General features: G+C 59.0%; 19 protein-coding genes and 2 tRNA genes. 6 read left to right on the top strand and 15 right to left on the bottom strand.

Going from position 1 to position 17,581, the window contains the following annotated elements:
• Positions 1-51: 51 nt before the first annotated feature.
• The 12 genes from tolA to H621_RS0108965 form a co-directional block, all read right to left on the bottom strand.
• The gene (gene tolA, locus H621_RS0109020; RefSeq protein WP_036989608.1) at positions 52-1,128 is read right to left on the bottom strand and encodes a cell envelope integrity protein TolA; all 1,077 of its coding nucleotides are present in this window, start codon (positions 1,126-1,128) and stop codon (positions 52-54) included.
• Entirely contained in the window at positions 1,128-1,580 is a 453-nt protein-coding gene (tolR, locus tag H621_RS0109015) for a protein TolR (protein WP_028943072.1), read from the bottom strand. Before tolR ends, tolA begins: the two co-directional genes overlap by 1 nt.
• 14 nt (positions 1,581-1,594) lie before the next feature.
• Positions 1,595-2,290: a protein TolQ gene (tolQ, locus tag H621_RS0109010; RefSeq protein WP_010223192.1), complete on the bottom strand. Its 696-nt coding sequence runs from the start codon at positions 2,288-2,290 to the stop codon at positions 1,595-1,597.
• 2 nt (positions 2,291-2,292) lie between these two features.
• On the bottom strand, positions 2,293-2,748 hold the full coding sequence (gene ybgC, locus H621_RS26995) for a tol-pal system-associated acyl-CoA thioesterase (RefSeq protein WP_051270482.1): 456 nt from the start codon (positions 2,746-2,748) through the stop codon (positions 2,293-2,295).
• A 126-nt stretch (positions 2,749-2,874) separates the two neighbouring features.
• Positions 2,875-3,930 (bottom strand): Holliday junction branch migration DNA helicase RuvB, encoded by a 1,056-nt coding sequence (gene ruvB, locus H621_RS0109000; protein ID WP_028943071.1) that lies wholly within the window; start codon positions 3,928-3,930, stop codon positions 2,875-2,877.
• On the bottom strand, positions 3,931-4,539 hold the full coding sequence (ruvA, locus tag H621_RS0108995) for a Holliday junction branch migration protein RuvA (RefSeq protein ID WP_028943070.1): 609 nt from the start codon (positions 4,537-4,539) through the stop codon (positions 3,931-3,933).
• A 108-nt stretch (positions 4,540-4,647) separates the two neighbouring features.
• Positions 4,648-5,172: a crossover junction endodeoxyribonuclease RuvC gene (gene ruvC, locus H621_RS0108990; RefSeq protein ID WP_028943069.1), complete on the bottom strand. Its 525-nt coding sequence runs from the start codon at positions 5,170-5,172 to the stop codon at positions 4,648-4,650.
• Positions 5,173-5,289: 117 nt separating this feature from the next.
• Positions 5,290-6,036 (bottom strand): YebC/PmpR family DNA-binding transcriptional regulator, encoded by a 747-nt coding sequence (locus H621_RS0108985; protein ID WP_028943068.1) that lies wholly within the window; start codon positions 6,034-6,036, stop codon positions 5,290-5,292.
• A 122-nt stretch (positions 6,037-6,158) separates the two neighbouring features.
• Complete coding sequence (aspS, locus tag H621_RS0108980) at positions 6,159-7,934, bottom strand: aspartate--tRNA ligase (RefSeq protein WP_028943067.1); 1,776 nt, start codon at positions 7,932-7,934, stop codon at positions 6,159-6,161.
• 94 nt (positions 7,935-8,028) lie between these two features.
• Positions 8,029-8,250: an FmdB family zinc ribbon protein gene (locus H621_RS0108975; protein WP_028943066.1), complete on the bottom strand. Its 222-nt coding sequence runs from the start codon at positions 8,248-8,250 to the stop codon at positions 8,029-8,031.
• A gap of 92 nt (positions 8,251-8,342) precedes the next feature.
• Positions 8,343-8,669 (bottom strand): ribbon-helix-helix domain-containing protein, encoded by a 327-nt coding sequence (locus H621_RS0108970; RefSeq protein ID WP_036989604.1) that lies wholly within the window; start codon positions 8,667-8,669, stop codon positions 8,343-8,345.
• 238 nt (positions 8,670-8,907) lie between these two features.
• Positions 8,908-9,381, bottom strand: coding sequence for a Dps family protein (locus tag H621_RS0108965; protein ID WP_028943064.1), 474 nt, complete (start codon positions 9,379-9,381; stop codon positions 8,908-8,910).
• A gap of 322 nt (positions 9,382-9,703) precedes the next feature.
• Between H621_RS0108965 and H621_RS29090 the strand changes: the two genes are divergently transcribed.
• Positions 9,704-10,291, top strand: a complete 588-nt coding sequence (locus H621_RS29090) for a cold-shock protein (RefSeq protein ID WP_028943063.1) — start codon at positions 9,704-9,706, stop codon at positions 10,289-10,291.
• A gap of 67 nt (positions 10,292-10,358) precedes the next feature.
• Here the strand turns inward: H621_RS29090 and H621_RS0108955 are convergent, their stop codons facing one another.
• Positions 10,359-10,565 carry a SlyX family protein gene (locus H621_RS0108955; protein ID WP_028943062.1) on the bottom strand — a complete coding sequence of 69 codons (207 nt, stop codon included), beginning with the start codon at positions 10,563-10,565 and terminating at the stop codon, positions 10,359-10,361.
• A gap of 3 nt (positions 10,566-10,568) precedes the next feature.
• Positions 10,569-10,994 (bottom strand): HIT family protein, encoded by a 426-nt coding sequence (locus tag H621_RS0108950; RefSeq protein ID WP_028943061.1) that lies wholly within the window; start codon positions 10,992-10,994, stop codon positions 10,569-10,571.
• A gap of 817 nt (positions 10,995-11,811) precedes the next feature.
• On the opposite strand from H621_RS0108950, the gene H621_RS0108945 reads away from it, so the two are divergent.
• The 3 genes from H621_RS0108945 (at position 11,812) to H621_RS0108935 (ending at position 15,940) form a co-directional block, all read left to right on the top strand.
• Positions 11,812-13,083: an OprD family porin gene (locus H621_RS0108945; RefSeq protein ID WP_028943060.1), complete on the top strand. Its 1,272-nt coding sequence runs from the start codon at positions 11,812-11,814 to the stop codon at positions 13,081-13,083.
• Between the two features lie 169 nt (positions 13,084-13,252).
• Positions 13,253-14,968, top strand: coding sequence for a proline--tRNA ligase (locus H621_RS0108940; protein ID WP_028943059.1), 1,716 nt, complete (start codon positions 13,253-13,255; stop codon positions 14,966-14,968).
• A gap of 18 nt (positions 14,969-14,986) precedes the next feature.
• Positions 14,987-15,940 carry a hypothetical protein gene (locus H621_RS0108935; protein ID WP_028943058.1) on the top strand — a complete coding sequence of 318 codons (954 nt, stop codon included), beginning with the start codon at positions 14,987-14,989 and terminating at the stop codon, positions 15,938-15,940.
• Positions 15,941-15,985: 45 nt separating this feature from the next.
• On the opposite strand, the gene dinB is transcribed toward H621_RS0108935, so the two are convergent.
• Positions 15,986-17,050 carry a DNA polymerase IV gene (gene dinB / locus H621_RS0108930; protein WP_028943057.1) on the bottom strand — a complete coding sequence of 355 codons (1,065 nt, stop codon included), beginning with the start codon at positions 17,048-17,050 and terminating at the stop codon, positions 15,986-15,988.
• Between the two features lie 223 nt (positions 17,051-17,273).
• On the opposite strand from dinB, the gene H621_RS0108925 reads away from it, so the two are divergent.
• A tRNA-Met gene (locus tag H621_RS0108925) sits at positions 17,274-17,350 on the top strand.
• A 133-nt stretch (positions 17,351-17,483) separates the two neighbouring features.
• Positions 17,484-17,560, top strand: a tRNA-Met gene (locus tag H621_RS0108920).
• The last annotated feature ends 21 nt before the right edge of the window (positions 17,561-17,581 follow it).

Genomic DNA, 17,581 nt, shown 5'->3' with positions numbered 1-17,581 from the left:
CGAACCCTGCTGCGCAGCAGAGAACGACCAGCAGTCCTCGAAGAAGTTTAATCACAAGGCTAGATCCTCAGGTGTGAAAGTCATCTTGAATGAACGATAGGGATTGAACTCGCTCGGTTTCAAGCCCTGCATTTCGGTTAGACGGCCAATGTTCTTGACCGCGGCAACGGCCGAGCTGTCGAACGGACCATCGCCACTGGAGCGGGCTACGCTCACCGAGGTAATGGTGCCATCGGGCAACATGCCGATTTGCAGAACCACCGTCATGTTCTTGCGCGCAGAAGGTGGACGTGCCCAGCCTTCGGCTGCACGTGCACGGATCAGGTCGTCGAAGTCGCCGGCCACCTGGGCGCCCTGCTCGTCAGCCAGTGCCTGCTGCCGCTCGGTGGTGTCCGACAGAAGCTCGGCCAGGGCCTGGGCCTTCTTGTCTTCAGCCGCCTTGCGGGCTGCATCCTGTGCCTTCTTCTTGGCCGCATCAGCTGCAGCTTTCTTCTTGGCGTCCTCAGCGGCTTTCTTCTTCGCCTCTTCAGCCGCCGTTTTTTTCTTGGCATCCTCGGCCGCCTTCTTCTTGGCGTCCTCGGCAGCTTTCTTCTTGGCTTCTTCAGCCGCTTGTTTCTTGGCCTCTTCGTCAGCCTTTTTCTTGGCTTCTTCCTCGGCCTTTTTCTTGGCGATATCAGCCTGCTGCTTTTCAGCAGCCTTCTTCGCCTCTTCGGCTTTTTTGGCCTCGGCGGTTTTCTTCGCCTCGTCGACCTTCTTCGCTTCCTCGGCTTTCTTCGCTTCGGCAGCCTCACGGGCCTCTTCGGCCTTTTGAGCAGCCTCTTCCTTCTTTTGTTCCGCAGCTTTCACAGCCTGCTGCTCGACCTTCTTCTGCTCCATCTGCTCTTCTTCGGTCTGGCGCGAAGCCGTCTTCTTGGCCTCCCCGGCAATCTTCTGATTGGTCTGGGTGGTCGCCTGACTTTTAGATTTCAGCTGGTACAGGGTTGCCTGGACAATAGGCTTGGCCGGCGGCAGCTCCGGGGTCATGGCAAAGCTGACGAACAGCATGCCGAACACCAGGACGTGCAGCGCAATGGCCCAGACACTGGGCCAGAAATAGCTTTCCGAGGCGGATGGCTCTCGCTGTTGCATCAGGGCGCCTCGGTAATCAGGCCAACGTTACCGACACCTGCCTTCTGCAACCCGCCCATGGCACCCATGACCGCGCCGTAGTCAACGGACTTGTCGCCACGAATGAAAACCTGGGTCTGTTTGCCCTGGTCGCGTCCGGCGGCAATGATCTTGGTTACGGCGTCGGTCATTTGCGGCAAGGTCATGGCCTTGTCCATCTGCTTTTCGGTATCGACTTCGCTGCCAAGGTTCCAGAAGTAGGTCTTGTCAGCCTTGATCGAAATGGTCAGGACCTGGACGTTGTTGTCCTGCGGCAAGGCTTCGCTGGAAACCTTGGGCAGGTCGACCTTCACGCCCTGGTTGAGCATCGGTGCGGTCACCATGAAAATGACCAGCAGTACCAACATCACGTCGATGTATGGCACCACGTTCATCTCGGCGACCGGCTTGCGTTTGTGGCGAACTCGGGCCATGGGCTTTTACCTGATCACTCTTCGCTGGTGTGCACTTTACGGTGCAGGATGGCCTGGAACTCGTCGGCGAACGTGTAGTAACGGCCGATCAAGACTTCACTGCGAGCAGCGAAACGGTTGTAGGCAATAACCGCTGGAATCGCGGCGAACAGGCCGATGGCGGTGGCGATCAGCGCTTCGGCGATACCCGGTGCCACGGTGGCCAGAGTGGCCTGCTGGGCGCTGGCCAGGCCGCGGAAGGAGTTCATGATGCCCCACACGGTACCGAACAGACCGATGTACGGGCTGGTGGAACCTACGGTGGCCAGGAATGGCAGGCTTTGCTCAAGCTTCTCTTCTTCGCGGGAGATGGCAACGCGCATGGCGCGACCAACACCTTCCATCACCGCATCTGGATCGACGCCTGGTTGCTGGCGCAGACGGGAAAACTCCTTGAAGCCTGCGCGGAAGACCTGCTCGACACCCGAATCCGGGTCCGGGTTGCTGCCGGCCTGACGGTACAGCTTGGACAGGTCGATCCCCGACCAGAAGCGCTCTTCGAAGCTGTCCAGGGCTCGACGACCGGCGCGCAACATGGTGCTGCGCTGAAAAATCATGATCCATGACGTTACCGATGCGGCAACCAGAATCAGCATGACCAGCTGTACCACGATGCTGGCATTGCTGACCAGGCTCCACATGGAGGTATGGTCGACGACGTTAGCTTCCACGCTTAATCTCCTGCATTTGAATGAGTACCCGGATCGCCCGCCTCGGCAAATGCCGTACGTAGCGCTGGGGGAATGGCCCGGGGTTTGAAAGTATCGGCGCGCACACAGGCCACCAGGAACTGCCCTTCGCAGAGCAGCGTTGCATCTTTTTCGCGCCAGACCTGCTGTACGAAACGCAGACTGGCCCGGTTCAATTCAAGCACTTGCGCGGTGACCCGCAATTCGTCGTCCAGTCGCGCAGGCGCGTGATAGCGCGCCTCGCTGGAGTGGACCACGAACAGCAGGTTCTCCTGCGCCAATGCCGACTGGGCAAAACCCAGTGCGCGTAACCGCTCGGTGCGGGCACGCTCCATGAATTTCAGGTAGTTGACGTAATACACCACGCCGCCCGCATCGGTATCTTCGTAGTAGACCCGACAACGGTGTGCGAACGGCTCAAGCCCATTTTGCGCGCGCATACTCTAGTGCTAACTCCTCAGCTTGCCAATCCGCCCCGACAACTGTTTTTTCATCGATTATGTCGTATTGCCAGCGTGGTCCTTCCATGCCAGCCGATAGGACCACAAAATCACTGGATAAATCTGTCATTCATCGGTCTGGGCGGAAAAACCTTCGCTGCTGCTCGACTCGCCCAGTCGATTGGGGATGTTCAAACCAAAATGCAGGTAGGCATGGCGGGTAACAACTCGCCCTCGTGGCGTACGCATGATGTAGCCCTGCTGGATCAGGTAGGGCTCGAGCACGTCCTCGATGGTGTGGCGCTCCTCGCTGATGGCCGCCGCCAGGCTGTCGACGCCCACCGGACCGCCGTCGAACTTCTCGATCATGGTCAGCAGCAAGCGCCTGTCCTGATGATCGAAGCCACGTTCGTCGACATCCAGCAAGTTGAGCGCCATGTCGGCGATGGGCTTGGTGATATGGCCCTTGCCACGTACTTCGGCAAAATCACGCACACGGCGCAGCAGGCGGTTGGCAATTCGCGGCGTACCCCGCGCACGCCGGGCGATCTCGAAAGCTCCATCATCTTCGATCGGCAAGCCAAGAATGCCGCCCGAGCGACTGACAATGGTGGCCAGGTCTTCGGTGTTATAGAACTCAAGACGCTGGACGATGCCAAAGCGGTCGCGCAGGGGGTTGGTCAACATGCCTGCACGTGTGGTGGCGCCGACCAAGGTAAAGGGGGGCAGGTCGAGCTTGATCGAGCGGGCTGCCGGGCCTTCGCCGATCATGATGTCGAGCTGGAAATCCTCCATGGCCGGGTACAGCACTTCCTCGACGATCGGTGACAACCGGTGGATTTCGTCGATAAATAGCACATCATGGGGTTCAAGATTGGTCAGCAAGGCAGCCAGGTCACCCGGGCGCTCGAGAATCGGCCCCGAGGTACTTTTGATGGAGACGCCCATTTCCTGGGCAATGATGTTGGCCAGGGTGGTCTTGCCAAGCCCCGGCGGGCCGAAGATCAAGGTGTGATCCAGCGATTCGCTGCGCCCGCGGGCGGCCTGGATAAACAAGGCCATCTGCTCGCGCACCACCGGCTGGCCGATGTACTCGGCCAGGCGCAGGGGACGAATCGCCCGGTCCTGGACCTCTTCGCGGTCACGCCCGGTGGCGGCTATCAGTCGGTCGGCTTCAATCACTTAGATCATTCCCTTCAGGCTGCGACGGATCAGCTCTTCGCTGCTCAAGCCCTTGGCGTCAACGGCGGCAACCGCCTTGCTGGCCTCCTGGGGCTTGTAGCCCAGCGAGATCAGGGCGCTCACTGCATCGGCTTCGGCACTGGATACGGTGGCAATCGGCGAGGGGCCGTTCGGCACCAGGGCGAACATCGCCGGTGAAGTTTCCCAGGCCTTGAATCGGTCCTTGAGCTCAACCAGCAGGCGCTCTGCGGTTTTCTTGCCGACGCCTGGCACCTTGACCAGGGCCGAGGCGTCCTGTGCCTGGACACAGCGTACCAGCTCATCGACATCCAGCCCCGACATCAGCGCCAGGGCCAGCTTGGGGCCAACGCCATTGAGCCGGATAAGCTCACGGAACAGCTCTCGCTCGCGCTTCTCATGGAAGCCATAGAGCAAGTGGGCATCCTCGCGCACCACCAGGTGGGTATGCAAGGTCACCGCCTCACCGACCTTGGGCAGGCGATACAGGGTGGTCATCGGCACTTCGAGCTCATAGCCCAGGCCGTTGACATCGACAATCAGGTGCGGCGGCTGCTTTTCAGCCAGTGTTCCGCGCAAACGTCCAATCACGTTGCAGTCCTTCCTCATGGGCGCCGGCAAACAACCGGTCAACCCTAACAGCAAATGCAATGGCCGAAGGCATTGCCCGGTCAAAATTTGTTTCAACGCATGATGCTATCAAAGCCGCAAGCGTCCGCCGCGGCTACGAGCAGTGCCCAGGCCATGCGGCACCAGACTGGAGCGTGTGTGTGCATGGCACAGGGCAATGGCCAGGGCATCGGAAGCATCAATTTGCGGCTTCTGGGTCAGTTTCAGCAGGTGCATGACCATCATTTGCACTTGTTCCTTGTTGGCCCCACCAGTGCCGGCAACCGCTTGCTTGACCTGTGTCGCACTGTATTCGGCAATCTCCAGCCCTTCTTCGACAGCCGCCACGATCGCCGCGCCGCGGGCCTGGCCGAGCTTGAGCGCCGAGTCGGCGTTGCGCGCCATGAACACGCGTTCGATGCCCATGGTCACCGGGCCGTACTGGTGAATGATTTCGCGCACGCCGCGAAACACGATCTGCAAGCGCTCGGGCAACTCGCCGCTGCCGGTCCGAATGCATCCGGAAGCCACGTATTCGCAGCCCCGCGCCCCCTGGCGCACCACACCGTAACCGGTGATGCGCGAGCCGGGGTCGATGCCAAGAATCAGAGTCATATCGCCTGCGTATCCATTGACGCCTGTAGGCGTCGTTCCAAAGACAGAAGCCGGACCCGCTTGCAGTCGCATCGCAACTGCAGGCGGGCCCGGCTTCCAACCAGCCAGGGCTGTACCTTAGCCGAGTTTTTCCATCACTTCGTCGGGAATCTCGGCGTTGGAGTAGACGTTCTGCACATCGTCGAGGTCCTCAAGCATGTCGATCAGCTTGAGCACCTTCTGCGCGCCGTCCAGGTCCAGTTCGGCACTGGTAGTCGGCTGCATCACGATCTCCGCGTCCGCCGCCTTGAAACCGGCTTCTTCCAGTGCATTGCGCACGGCATAGAAACTGGCAAACGAGGTGAAGACATCGAACGAGCCGTCATCATTACTGACCACGTCATCGGCATCGGCTTCCATGGCCGCTTCCATCAGCGCGTCCTCATCGATGCCAGCGGCAAAGGATATCTGCCCCTTGCGCTCGAACAGGTAAGCCACGGAGCCATCCGTCCCCAGGTTGCCACCGCACTTGCTGAACGCATGACGCACGGCAGCAGCCGTACGGTTGCGGTTGTCGGTCATGGCCTCGACCATGATCGCCACACCACCTGGGCCGTAGCCCTCGTAGCTGAGTTCTTCGACGTTGTCGGCTTCGGTCGCGCCAGCACCACGGGCAACCGCCCGGTCGATGATGTCGCGGCTCATGTTGGCACCCAAGGCCTTGTCCAGGGCCAGGCGCAGCCGCGGGTTGGAGGTTGGGTCGCCACCGCCCTGCTTGGCGGCGACGGTCAGCTCACGAATCCACTTGGTGAAGATCTTGCCCCGCTTGGCGTCTTGACGCTCCTTGCGGTGCTTGATGTTTGCCCATTTGGAATGACCAGCCATAACGCACTCCGAATCCTTTGAAACAATGCTACGCACCTGCTCGACATGACGCCGGGCAGGAACCATGAAATCTGTACAGCTGAACGCAAAGGCGCATCCATGTGGATGCGCCCGGGGTCCGCTTATTCAGCCTTGGGCTGTTCGCGCAGACGGATGTGCAACTCACGCAGAGCCTTGGCATCGACCAGGCCTGGGGCCTGGGTCATGACACAGGCAGCACTCTGGGTTTTCGGGAAGGCGATGACTTCACGAATCGACTGCGCGCCGGTCATCAGCATGACCAGGCGATCCAGGCCGAAGGCCAGACCACCGTGAGGTGGTGCACCGAACTTCAGTGCGTCGAGCAGGAAGCCGAACTTCTCTTCCTGTTCGGCCGCTTCGATGCCCAGCAGGCGGAACACCGCCTGTTGCATTTCCTTGCGATGGATACGGATCGAACCGCCACCGAGCTCGGTACCGTTGAGGACCATATCGTAGGCACGCGACAGGGCGGTGGCCGGATTGGCCTCCAGCTCTTCGGGGCTGCACTTCGGCGCCGTGAACGGGTGGTGCAATGCGGTGAAGCTGCCGTCGTCGTTCTCTTCGAACATCGGGAAATCGACAACCCACATCGGTGCCCACTCGCAAGTGTGCAGGTTGAAGTCGTTGCCGACCTTGATCCGCAGGGCGCCCAGCGCCTCGCTGACGATCTTGGCCTTGTCGGCACCGAAGAACACGATGTCGCCATCGACCGCGCCAACGCGATCGAGGATCACATTGAGGTTGGCTTCAGGGATGTTCTTGACGATTGGCGACTGCAGGCCCTCGACGCCCTTGGCACGCTCGTTGACCTTGATGTACGCCAGACCCTTGGCACCGTAGATGCCGACGAACTTGGTGTACTCGTCGATGCGGCTGCGCGGCATGCTGGCAGCGCCAGGCACACGCAGGGCGGCAACGCGGCATTTCGGATCGTTGGCCGGGCCACTGAAGACCTTGAACTCGACATCCTTGAGTTGATCGGCAACGTCGACCAGCTCCAGCGGAATGCGCAGGTCTGGCTTGTCGGAACCGTAGCGGCGCATGGCTTCTTCGAAGGTCATGTGCGGGAACTCGCCGAACTCCAGGTCCAGGACTTCCTTGAACAGCTTGCGGATCATGTTTTCGGTCAGGCCCATGATCTCCGACTCATCGAGGAAGCTGGTCTCGATGTCGATCTGGGTGAATTCCGGCTGACGGTCGGCACGCAGATCTTCGTCACGGAAGCACTTGGCGATCTGGTAGTAGCGATCAAAGCCAGCGACCATCAGCAACTGCTTGAACAGCTGCGGCGATTGCGGCAGGGCAAAGAAGCTGCCGGCGTGGGTACGACTAGGCACCAGGTAGTCACGCGCACCTTCAGGGGTAGCACGGGTGAGGATCGGCGTTTCGACGTCCAGGAAGCCGTTTTCGTCGAGGTAGCGACGGATGCTGGAAGTGATCCGCGAGCGCAGACGCAGCTTCTCGGCCATTTCCGGACGACGCAGATCGATGAAGCGATAGCGCAGGCGGGTCTCTTCGCCGACATCGGAGTACTCGTTGAGCGGGAACGGCGGGGTTTCCGCCTCGTTCAGCACGGTCAGTTCGTAGCCCAGCACTTCGATGGCACCGGAAGCCATGTTGGCGTTCACCGCACCCGCCGGACGCGGACGCACCTTGCCGGTAATCTGCACCACGTACTCGCTGCGCACGCGGTCGGCAGCGGCGAAGCTGTCTGCGCGGTCCGGATCGAAGACGACCTGGGCCATGCCTTCGCGATCACGGATATCGAGGAAAATCACCCCGCCGTGGTCGCGGCGACGGTGGACCCATCCGCAAAGGGTAATTTCCTGACCTTCCAGGCTCTCGTTCAGTTGGCCGCAATAATGGCTGCGCATCATGATGGTGGTTTCGCTTCTCGTCATTCGTATGTTCAGTGGAGGCCTTGGCGCCACAAAGGGCTAATAGTGCAAGACCCTGCCGGTGCAATTCAACTCAGTCAGCCTTGTCGCCGCCTGCGAGGTTCTTCTTGGCACCGGTCTTGAAATCGGTTTCGTACCAACCTGTACCCCCCAGGCGAAAACCCGGGGCAGAAATCAGCTTCTTGAGCTCGGGCTTCTGGCACGCCGGGCAATCGGTCAACGGCGCGGCGCTGATCTTCTGGAGGACTTCCATATGGTGGTCACAGGAAGCACATTGATAGTCGTACATGGGCATAGGCGCGTCTCGTTAACCACAGCACAGGCTGGTTCAGGCAGTAAAGCGCGGGATTATATATGGTTAAGGAGTGCTGTGCAGCCCGGCACTGACTAGCGTGTCACTTGCGCCCCCAGCAGATGGGCCACGCAGACCACTCGGATCAGGCCGCTGAAATTTTTTACCCCGCCATGACGCAGGTGCACCTCCCGATCCACGTAGGACAGCACGGCGCTGACCGAGCACTGGTTGGCTTCGGCGATGCGCTCCAGGATCCGCCAGTAGACTTGTTCGAGGCGCAGGCAGGTGGAAAACCCATTCAAGCGCACCGAGCGGGACAGTGGCTGCGCCAGGCTCATGTTGAAGCCTGCATCGAACGGATCGACACCTTCCTCGCCGGCTCCACCCACACGCTTGTTACGATTCATCCATTCAGACATAGCTGGCACCACGCGCTTTGATTGACAGGGAAACCATCCCGAGTACATCCATCCACTCAGGAGTTCGCCCTAATAAAGCGCCGCCGCACTGTTTGATTCCAGCAGACCTGCTCACTCTCGCCGTAGGATTACTCAGCAAGACAGCGGGAATAATGAAACTGCAGAAACCCTTCCCCTTCACTGTCAAACGCCCGAACCTGATGTTCGGTCCGGGCGCTTTTTCAACAACGTGCTTCTATTACTTGTCTTCGAGCAACGAGCGCAACATCCAGGCTGTTTTTTCATGCACCTGCATGCGCTGGGTCAGCAAGTCGGCGGTGGGTTCGTCACTGACTTTGTCGAGCAGCGGGAAAATGCTGCGGGCCGTACGGGTTACGGCCTCCTGACCGTCCACCAGTTGCTTGATCATCTCATTGGCAGCCGGCACACCTTCTTCCTCTTTGATGGAAGACAAGCGCGCGTAGATCGAATAGGCGCCTGGCGCCGGAAAGCCCAGGGCACGGATGCGCTCGGCAATGGAGTCCACAGCCAGCGCCAACTCGTTATATTGTTCTTCGAACATCAAGTGCAATGTACGAAACGCAGGCCCGGTCACGTTCCAGTGGAAGTTATGGGTTTTCAGATAAAGAACATAAGTATCCGACAACAGTCGCGACAAGCCATCGACGATGGACTTGCGATCTTCTTCGCTTATACCGATATCAATTGCCATATCATTCCCCTTTCCATGATGCTTGATCATCAAGCAGGTGCCCCCACTGTATCAAGACTAGCCACCCCCTGCAGCCTCCCACCTGCGTCACAGTGCAGCAGGTTGCCGACACTCCGGCCAAGGCCAAGCGACACGCGGCTTGCCGATCATTTGAGAAGCCTTGGCCTTTGCTGTTAAATAGGCAACGTGCCGCCCCTGAGGATTGTCAGTGCAGGGGCGCATAGGCTGGCCTTCTTCTCACGTTTTTGCGCTTCTTACACCCAACGCGCGCCGTGACGTCAGCTCTTCCTGTGATCTGCCTTATCAATGTGAGCCAACCAACATGTTCAAGATCGTCCACCTGTTGACGGGCGCTGCAGCTTTGCTGCTGTCCTTCATACCCAGCCTCAGAGCTGATGCCGTAACACTCCTACAGCAACCGGAAGCTGTCTACCTGGCACTTTTCGGCCTGCTCAACCTGGTGCTTGCCCCCGTTGTCCCCCAGCACTACAAAGGCGCCCGCCTGCACCTGCAACGCCTTTCCAGCGCCCTGCTGGTCATCGCTGTCGTCCTGCAGACCCTGACCCTGCTGGCCCGCCCGGAACTGGGCAACCTGCCAGCGCTTGCCTGCACCGTACTTGCGGTATTACTCCACTTGGCCGCTGCATTCATCAAAACCGGCACTGCCCGCAATCAACACACCCAGTACGACATGAGCAACCGCGATACCGGCACGGTGAAGTGGTTCAACACATCCAAGGGCTTTGGCTTCATCTCCCGCGATTCGGGCGATGACATCTTCGTTCACTTCCGCGCCATTCGTGGCGAGGGCCACCGCGTCCTGGTCGAAGGCCAGCGCGTGGAGTTCTCGGTCATGAACCGTGACAAGGGCCTGCAAGCCGAAGATGTAATCGCCGCCCCGAGGCGCTGATCCGCAGCAAACAAAAAACCGCGGCGCCTGAGCGACCGCGGTTTTTTTGTACTTGCCTCTCCCCCTCTTAATAATGAGGCGGCGGCGCCTCTTCTTCGCTGCTCTGGTACTGCCCGACCATTTCCTCGTAGCGCTTGAGCAGTGCCGCCATCTGCAATTGCAGGCGCTCCACCACTCGCTGCTGGTCGACCAGAACATCATTGAGAGCCTGCAGCGTATCGTCCTGAAAGGCCAGACGGCTTTCCAGCTCGGTTATCCGCGTTTCAAGCGTCATGATTCACTCCTCGGCAAACGTGAAGTCATCATCCAGCACCGTTTTCAGACGCTGGCGAATGTCCGCGACCTGCTGGGCGGTGTAAGCAATCGCCGGCTTGTTTCCCCACACAGGTGCGGGCCAGGCCGGATCATTACGTCGACGCACAATAACGTGCATATGCAATTGGCTGACGACATTACCCAGTGTTGCGACGTTCATCTTATCGGCAGCAAAACTGTCCTTGAGGGTTTCGGCCAAGGCAGTAGTTTCGCTCCAGAGTTGTCGCTGGTCGTGGTCATCAAGTTGAAACAATTCACTGATGTCAGTACGACGCGGCACCAGAATAAACCATGGATAGTTGGCGTCCTTGCTCAGCAATAGACGACTAAGGGGAAAGTCCCCCAGAACGAAGGTGTCTTCCTGCAGACGCGGATCCATAACAAACACAGATAAATCTCCTACAACTGTTTAATACCTTGCCCACTCGCACCTGACCTGTGCTGCAGACCGCTAGCTGCAGGATACCTCCGATCGCTCGCCAGAGCATTGCCGACCTGCCATTGAAAATGCACTGCACTGCTTTGGTTCACACGCCCAGCCCTTCTCTTTCCGCCTCCAAAGAGCAGGGTAACGACCCAGCCGGTTACGAAGCGCTACTTTTCGCACCAAAATGAAGCCGATCGGCACCATCAAGCTTGCAAAGCATCCGCAAACTACTCAGCCCCCACCCACCCCGGTAACGCTTTGACCTTCAAGGCAACTTTTTCGCTTATTCCAGCGCTGACCCTCCGATCGAACCAAAGGTTCTTAGCCCCCGGTTTTACGGGGGTTCTCCGACCACCTGCGCGATCGAAGTGAAAATTTCGTGAACCACCCCACGTTTTGAGCACGGTTATTGCTTTCTCATCCGCCACAGTCGGCACGACACCTGCATCGCTGCGGTGGAGCGCGACAAATAACAACAGCTGCATGGGTGAGCCAGGGAGTTCGGGAATCGGGGGATAGCGTGTTCTGGCCTACCCCTATGCCGTCCGGAACAGCGCTGGAGTTGTACGACCCGTAAACTCGGGACGTAATTTGCGACAGGGACATAACAGTTAGCGACATGACCGTAAAGTTACCGAAAGGATCTTTCTCCCCATATCGCAAACAACAGTCTGCGTGATATACATTTCCGCCGACACAAAAAGAAAGAGCCGCGCCGCATAAAAAAACCAATCGGCGACGGCAGTACTCTTCCTAAAAACCAAAGGAGCAAATCACGATGCGCGTGATGAAGTGGAGCATTATCGCCCTGGCTGTTGCAGCAGGCACCTCGCAGATGGCTGTGGCCTCCTCTCAGGATGAGTCCAAAGGTTTTATCGAAGACAGCAAGCTCAATGTCAAAACCCGCATGCTGTATTTCAGCCGTGACTTCCGCAACGTTCCTAACGGTTCGCAAAGCCGCGTAGAAGAAACAGGCCTAGGCTTCCTCGGCACCTACGAGTCGGGCTTCACCCAAGGCGTCGTCGGCTTCGGTGTCGACGCCATCGGCATGCTGGGCCTGAAACTGGACAGCGGCAAGGGTCGCGCCGGCACCGGCCTGTTCCCTGAAGGCTCCGACGGTCGCTCGCAAGATGACTACTCCGAGGGTGGCGGCGCGGTCAAACTGCGCATCTCCGACACCGTCCTGAAAGTCGGTAACCAATTCACCGCCCTGCCGGTCCTGGCCACTGACGACAGCCGCTTGCTGCCAGAAGTTGCCGAAGGCGCACTCATCACCATGGATGAGATCAAAGGCCTGACCCTGCACGCTGGTCACTTCACCGGCCTGAACGCTCAAGCCCAGACCTTCCGCGACAGCCTGCACCTGACCAAGGCTGACGTGTTCGGCGGTACCTACGCCTTCACCGACAACCTGAGCACCAGCCTCTACTACTCGAAAGTAGAAGACTACTGGCGCAAGTACTACGCCAACATCAACTGGGCACTGCCTATCAGCGATGATCAAGGCCTGGTCTTCGACGTCAACTTCTATGACACCAAGAGCGACGGTGATGGCAAGGTTCGCACCTTTGACGGTGAAACCGAGCTGGACAACCAGGCGTACAGCCTCTCGGCTGCCTACAACATCGGCGCCCACACCTTCACCATTGCCCACCAGCAAATTACCGGTGACGGCGACTACGCCTACGGCGTGGATGGTGGCGGCACCATCTTCCTGGCCAACTCCGTGGCCCGCTCCGACTTCAACGCCGAAGACGAAAAATCCTGGCAGGCTCGCTACGACCTGAACATGGCCAGCTACGGCGTACCAGGCCTGAGCTTCATGGCCCGTTACGTTACCGGTGAAGGCGCCAACGTCGAAGGCACCACCAACGGCAAGGAATGGGAACGCGACATCGAGGCCAAGTACGTCCTGCAAGAAGGCCCAGCCAAGGACCTGAGCTTCCGCGTCCGTCAGGCTACCTACCGCTCCGCAGACGGCGTTTACTACGGCTCGCCGTCCATCGACGAACTGCGTCTGATCGTCGAGTACCCACTGAGCATCCTGTAAGCCCTGGGCTTTCTGTATCCTCAGTACGAAGAAGCCCGGCACCGCCGGGCTTTTTCTTGTCTCGATTCGGGCTGACAACACCTTCGTGCTCCGGCATCCTGTACGCCACCGAATCGCCCCCGTACAATGCGGGGTCATTTAAAGTCTAAGCAACCGACAACGGCCTACCATGCGCACCAGTCAATATTTGCTCGCTACCCAGAAAGAAACCCCGTCCGACGCGGTGGTGATCAGCCACCAGCTCATGCTGCGCGCCGGCATGATCCGCAAACTCGCCTCCGGCCTTTATACCTGGCTGCCGATGGGCCTTCGGGTGATGCGCAAGGTCGAAACGGTGGTGCGCGAGGAAATGAACGCCGCCGGTGCACTGGAAGTGTTGATGCCCAGCATCCAGCCTGCCGAGCTGTGGCAGGAGTCTGGCCGCTGGGAGCAGTACGGTCCTGAGTTGCTGCGCCTGAAAGACCGTCACGGTCGCGACTTCTGCGTGGGCCCGACCCACGAAGAGGTGATTACCGATCTGGCCCGCAACGAGCTCAACAGCTATAAACAGCTGCCGTTGAACATGTACCAGATCCAGACCAAATTCCGCGACGAAATCCGTCCACGCTTTGGCTTGATGCGTGGCCGCGAGTTCATCATGAAGGACGCCTACTCCTTCCATGCCGACCAGGCTTCCCTGCAGGAAACCTACGACCGCATGCACCAGGCCTACAGCAATGTCTTCACCCGCCTGGGCCTGGATTTCCGCCCGGTGCAAGCAGACACCGGCTCCATCGGTGGCAGCTACTCCCACGAATTCCATGTATTGGCCGAGTCCGGTGAAGACGATGTGATCTTCAGCGACAGCTCCGACTACGCCGCCAATATCGAGAAAGCCGAAGCGATTCCTCGGGAAACCGTGCGCCCTGCGCCGACCGAAGAACTACGCCTGGTCGATACCCCCGATGCCAAGACCATCGCCCAGTTGGTGGAAAATTACGGTCTGCCGGTCGAGAAGACCGTCAAGACCCTGATCGTCCGCGCGGCTGAAGAAGGCAAGCTGATTGCCCTGATCGTCCGTGGCGACCACGAACTGAACGAAATCAAGGCCGCCAACCTGCCACAGGTTGCCAGCCCGCTGGTCATGGCCACCGACGAAGAGCTGCGTACCGCCATTGGCGCCGGCGCAGGCTCCCTCGGCCCGCTGAACCTGCCACTGCCTTGCATTATCGACCGCTCCGTAGCACTGATGAGCGATTTCGGTATCGGCGCCAACATCGACGACAAGCACTATTTTGGCGTCAACTGGGAGCGCGACCTGCCCGTTCCTGAAGTTGCCGACCTGCGCAATGTCGTTGAAGGCGACCCAAGCCCGGACGGCAAGGGCACCCTGGTGATCAAGCGCGGCATTGAAGTCGGGCATATCTTCCAGCTGGGCACCAAGTACAGCGAAGCACTCAAGTGCCAGGTACTGGGCGAGAACGGCAAGCCGGTAACCCTGAGCATGGGCTGCTATGGTATTGGCGTATCCCGCGTGGTGGCTGCCGCCATCGAGCAGAACTACGACGAGAACGGCATCATCTGGAGTGACACTCTGGCGCCGTTCCAGATCGCCCTGGTTCCGCTGCGCTACGAAACCGAACAGGTTCGCGAAGCCACCGATACGCTCTATGCCGAGCTGACCGCCGCCGGTTTCGAAGTACTGCTGGACGACCGCGACAAGAAAACCAGCCCAGGGATCAAGTTTGCCGACATGGAACTGATCGGCATTCCACATCGGATCGTGATCAGCGATCGCGGCCTGGCCGAAGGCAACCTGGAATACAAGCACCGCAAGGAGCGTGACGCGCAACCGCTGCCACTGGCCGAGGTGCTGTCCTTCCTGCAAGCCCGAATCCGCCGCTAAGCTAACGCAAGAGTAATCATGTTCAAGCGAAGTACCTTTACCCTGGGGGGCGCCGCACTGTGCGGCGCCCTGTTGCTCAGCGGCTGCGCCAACCAGATGTCCCAGCGCAGCGAGCATGAGGAACGCATCGAGCGCAAGCTGCTCGAACACAGCCTGCAGATCGATGTCGGGGACCCCAAGGTACTCGAGCTACCGCAACGGCGTGTGCGCATCAACGAACAGAAAAACTTCGAAGTTACCGAGTTCGAAGTGACGCGTCGCTATGATCGCTACACGCCTTACCAGCCCTGGCGGGAAGTCTACGAGATCCCCCTGGGCGCGGTGGCCGTGGTCGCCGGTGTAGGCGCCAACGTGGTCAACATCTTCGCCTTGGGCAACCTGCCTGAAAGCGTGACGCATGACTGGTTGAGCTATGGCGTCGACGGGCTTAACCCGCTCATGAATACCCAGTCCAACGGCCGCGCCCAGCAGAACCTTGCCGGGATCACCGAGGTGCAGAAGGACAAACGCCAGGAATACACCAGCCTGCCGTGGAGCGACCGCCCGGTCGAAGTCAAGGCTGGCAAGGTCAGCCATACGCTGACCACCGACCGCAATGGCGTGCTGCACCTGAACTTGCTCGACAGTCCATTCACCGAGCAGAACCTGACCCATATTGGCACCCTGCACCTGCAAGTGGCCGATGAAGACAATAACGTGCGCGGTGACTCCAGCCTGCTGATCAGCAGCGCTTTGCGCGGCAAGCTGGTTGAAGCTCATGACCTGATCTTCGACGATCTGGAAGACGATGAAGTCAGCCAGTGGGTGCATCGGGTCAAGCGACTGTCGGAACTGGGCCTTGAAGAAGAAGCCAGTGAACTGGAGCAGAGCCTGATCGAGCTGACGCGCAACGATCCTGAACTGCAGCAGGAGTTTCTGCAGTCCCTGACCAAGGATGCCGGCCGCCTGGTCGCCGACCCAGGCGTACACTGAGTTACCCCAACCTTGAAAAACGCCAGCTTGCTGGCGTTTTTTTATTCAATCGCGGCCAAACAACTCCAGTTGCTCATGAGCGCCACGCAAATCCTGCAAGCGCACGCCGATCCCCAACAGCCGTACCGGCTTACTACCCCGGGCAAACGCCTGGCTCAGCAATAATTGGTAACTGCCGAGGTCCCGCCCTGCCCCGGCTTGCTCCAGGGTGGTCTGGGTGAAATCGTGAAACTTCACTTTGACGAACGGCTTGCCCGGGCGGTAACTGTCGTCGATACGGGCCATGCGCCCTGCCAGGGTTTCCAACAGCTCAGGCAATTTCTCCAGGCAACTGGCCAGGTCGGGCAAGTCTGTGTCGTAGGTGTTCTCGACACTCACCGACTGCCGACGACTGTCGTTGTGCACCGGGCGATCATCGACTCCTCGCGCTAGCCCCCACAACCGCTCGCCGAAACTGCCAAATTCACGGGCCAGGGCCAGACGAGTCCAGTCCCGCAGATCCAGGCAACTGACAATTCCGAGGCGCCCAAGCTTGTCCGCAGTGACTTTGCCCACGCCATGCAGTTTGCTGACCGGCAATGCGGCAACAAAGTCTTCTACTTGATCCGGTGTAACCACAAACAAGCCATTGGGTTTTCGCCAGTCACTGGCGATCTTGGCCAGGAACTTGTTCGGCGCCACACCGGCCGAGACAGTAATGTGCAGTTGCTGGGCCACCCGGCGACGGATGTCGGTCGCAATGCGTGTTGCACTACCGGCAAACCATGAACTGTCCGACACATCCAGATAGGCCTCATCCAGCGACAAGGGCTCGATCAAGTCGGTGTAGTCGCGGAAAATCGTGTGGATCTCGCGGGATGCTTCTTTATAGGCATCCATGCGCGGTTTGACGATCAACAGGTCAGGGCAAAGATTGAGAGCATGCCGGGACGACATCGCTGAACGCACGCCATAGGCACGCGCTTCATAGTTGCAGGTAGCAATGACCCCACGCCGCTCAGCCGACCCCCCCACTGCCAACGGACGCCCGGCCAGACGCGGGTCGTCGCGCATTTCAATGGCGGCATAGAAGCAGTCGCAATCTATGTGGATGATCTTGCGCTGGGACATCGTCAATCGTAGGCACAGTTAGAAGGCTATGTAGGCAGTATCTCACTCCGATACGCCCAACGCACCACAGGCACTGGATAAACATACATATTTTCACTCTGCAAGCCACGGCGCAGCTGCCCTCCAGCACCCAGAGACAGCGCTAAGCATTTGAAGAAAAAAGGATTTCTTTTAATCAGTGCTTGACACCCCAGCGAATAACTGTAGAATCTCATCTCACAGGCGCGGGATGGAGCAGCCTGGTAGCTCGTCGGGCTCATAACCCGAAGGTCGTCGGTTCAAATCCGGCTCCCGCAACCAGATTCAAAGAAAGGCCACTCTAACGAGTGGCCTTTTTCTTTGCCTGAAGAAAGTGCCCAGGCATAAAATTATTGTAAATCAACAATTAAGCGTTGACAGCTTTGCCAAACGCTGTAGAATCCGCCACATCAGACGCGGGATGGAGCAGTCTGGTAGCTCGTCGGGCTCATAACCCGAAGGTCGTCGGTTCAAATCCGGCTCCCGCAACCAAACAACAGAAAAGGCCACTTT

This window comes from Pseudomonas vranovensis DSM 16006 (assembly GCF_000425805.1).
Classification (GTDB): Bacteria; Pseudomonadota; Gammaproteobacteria; order Pseudomonadales; family Pseudomonadaceae; genus Aquipseudomonas; species Aquipseudomonas vranovensis.
The sequence above is the reverse complement of the archived record's forward strand: the minus strand, read 5'-3'. Positions and strand labels throughout refer to the sequence as shown.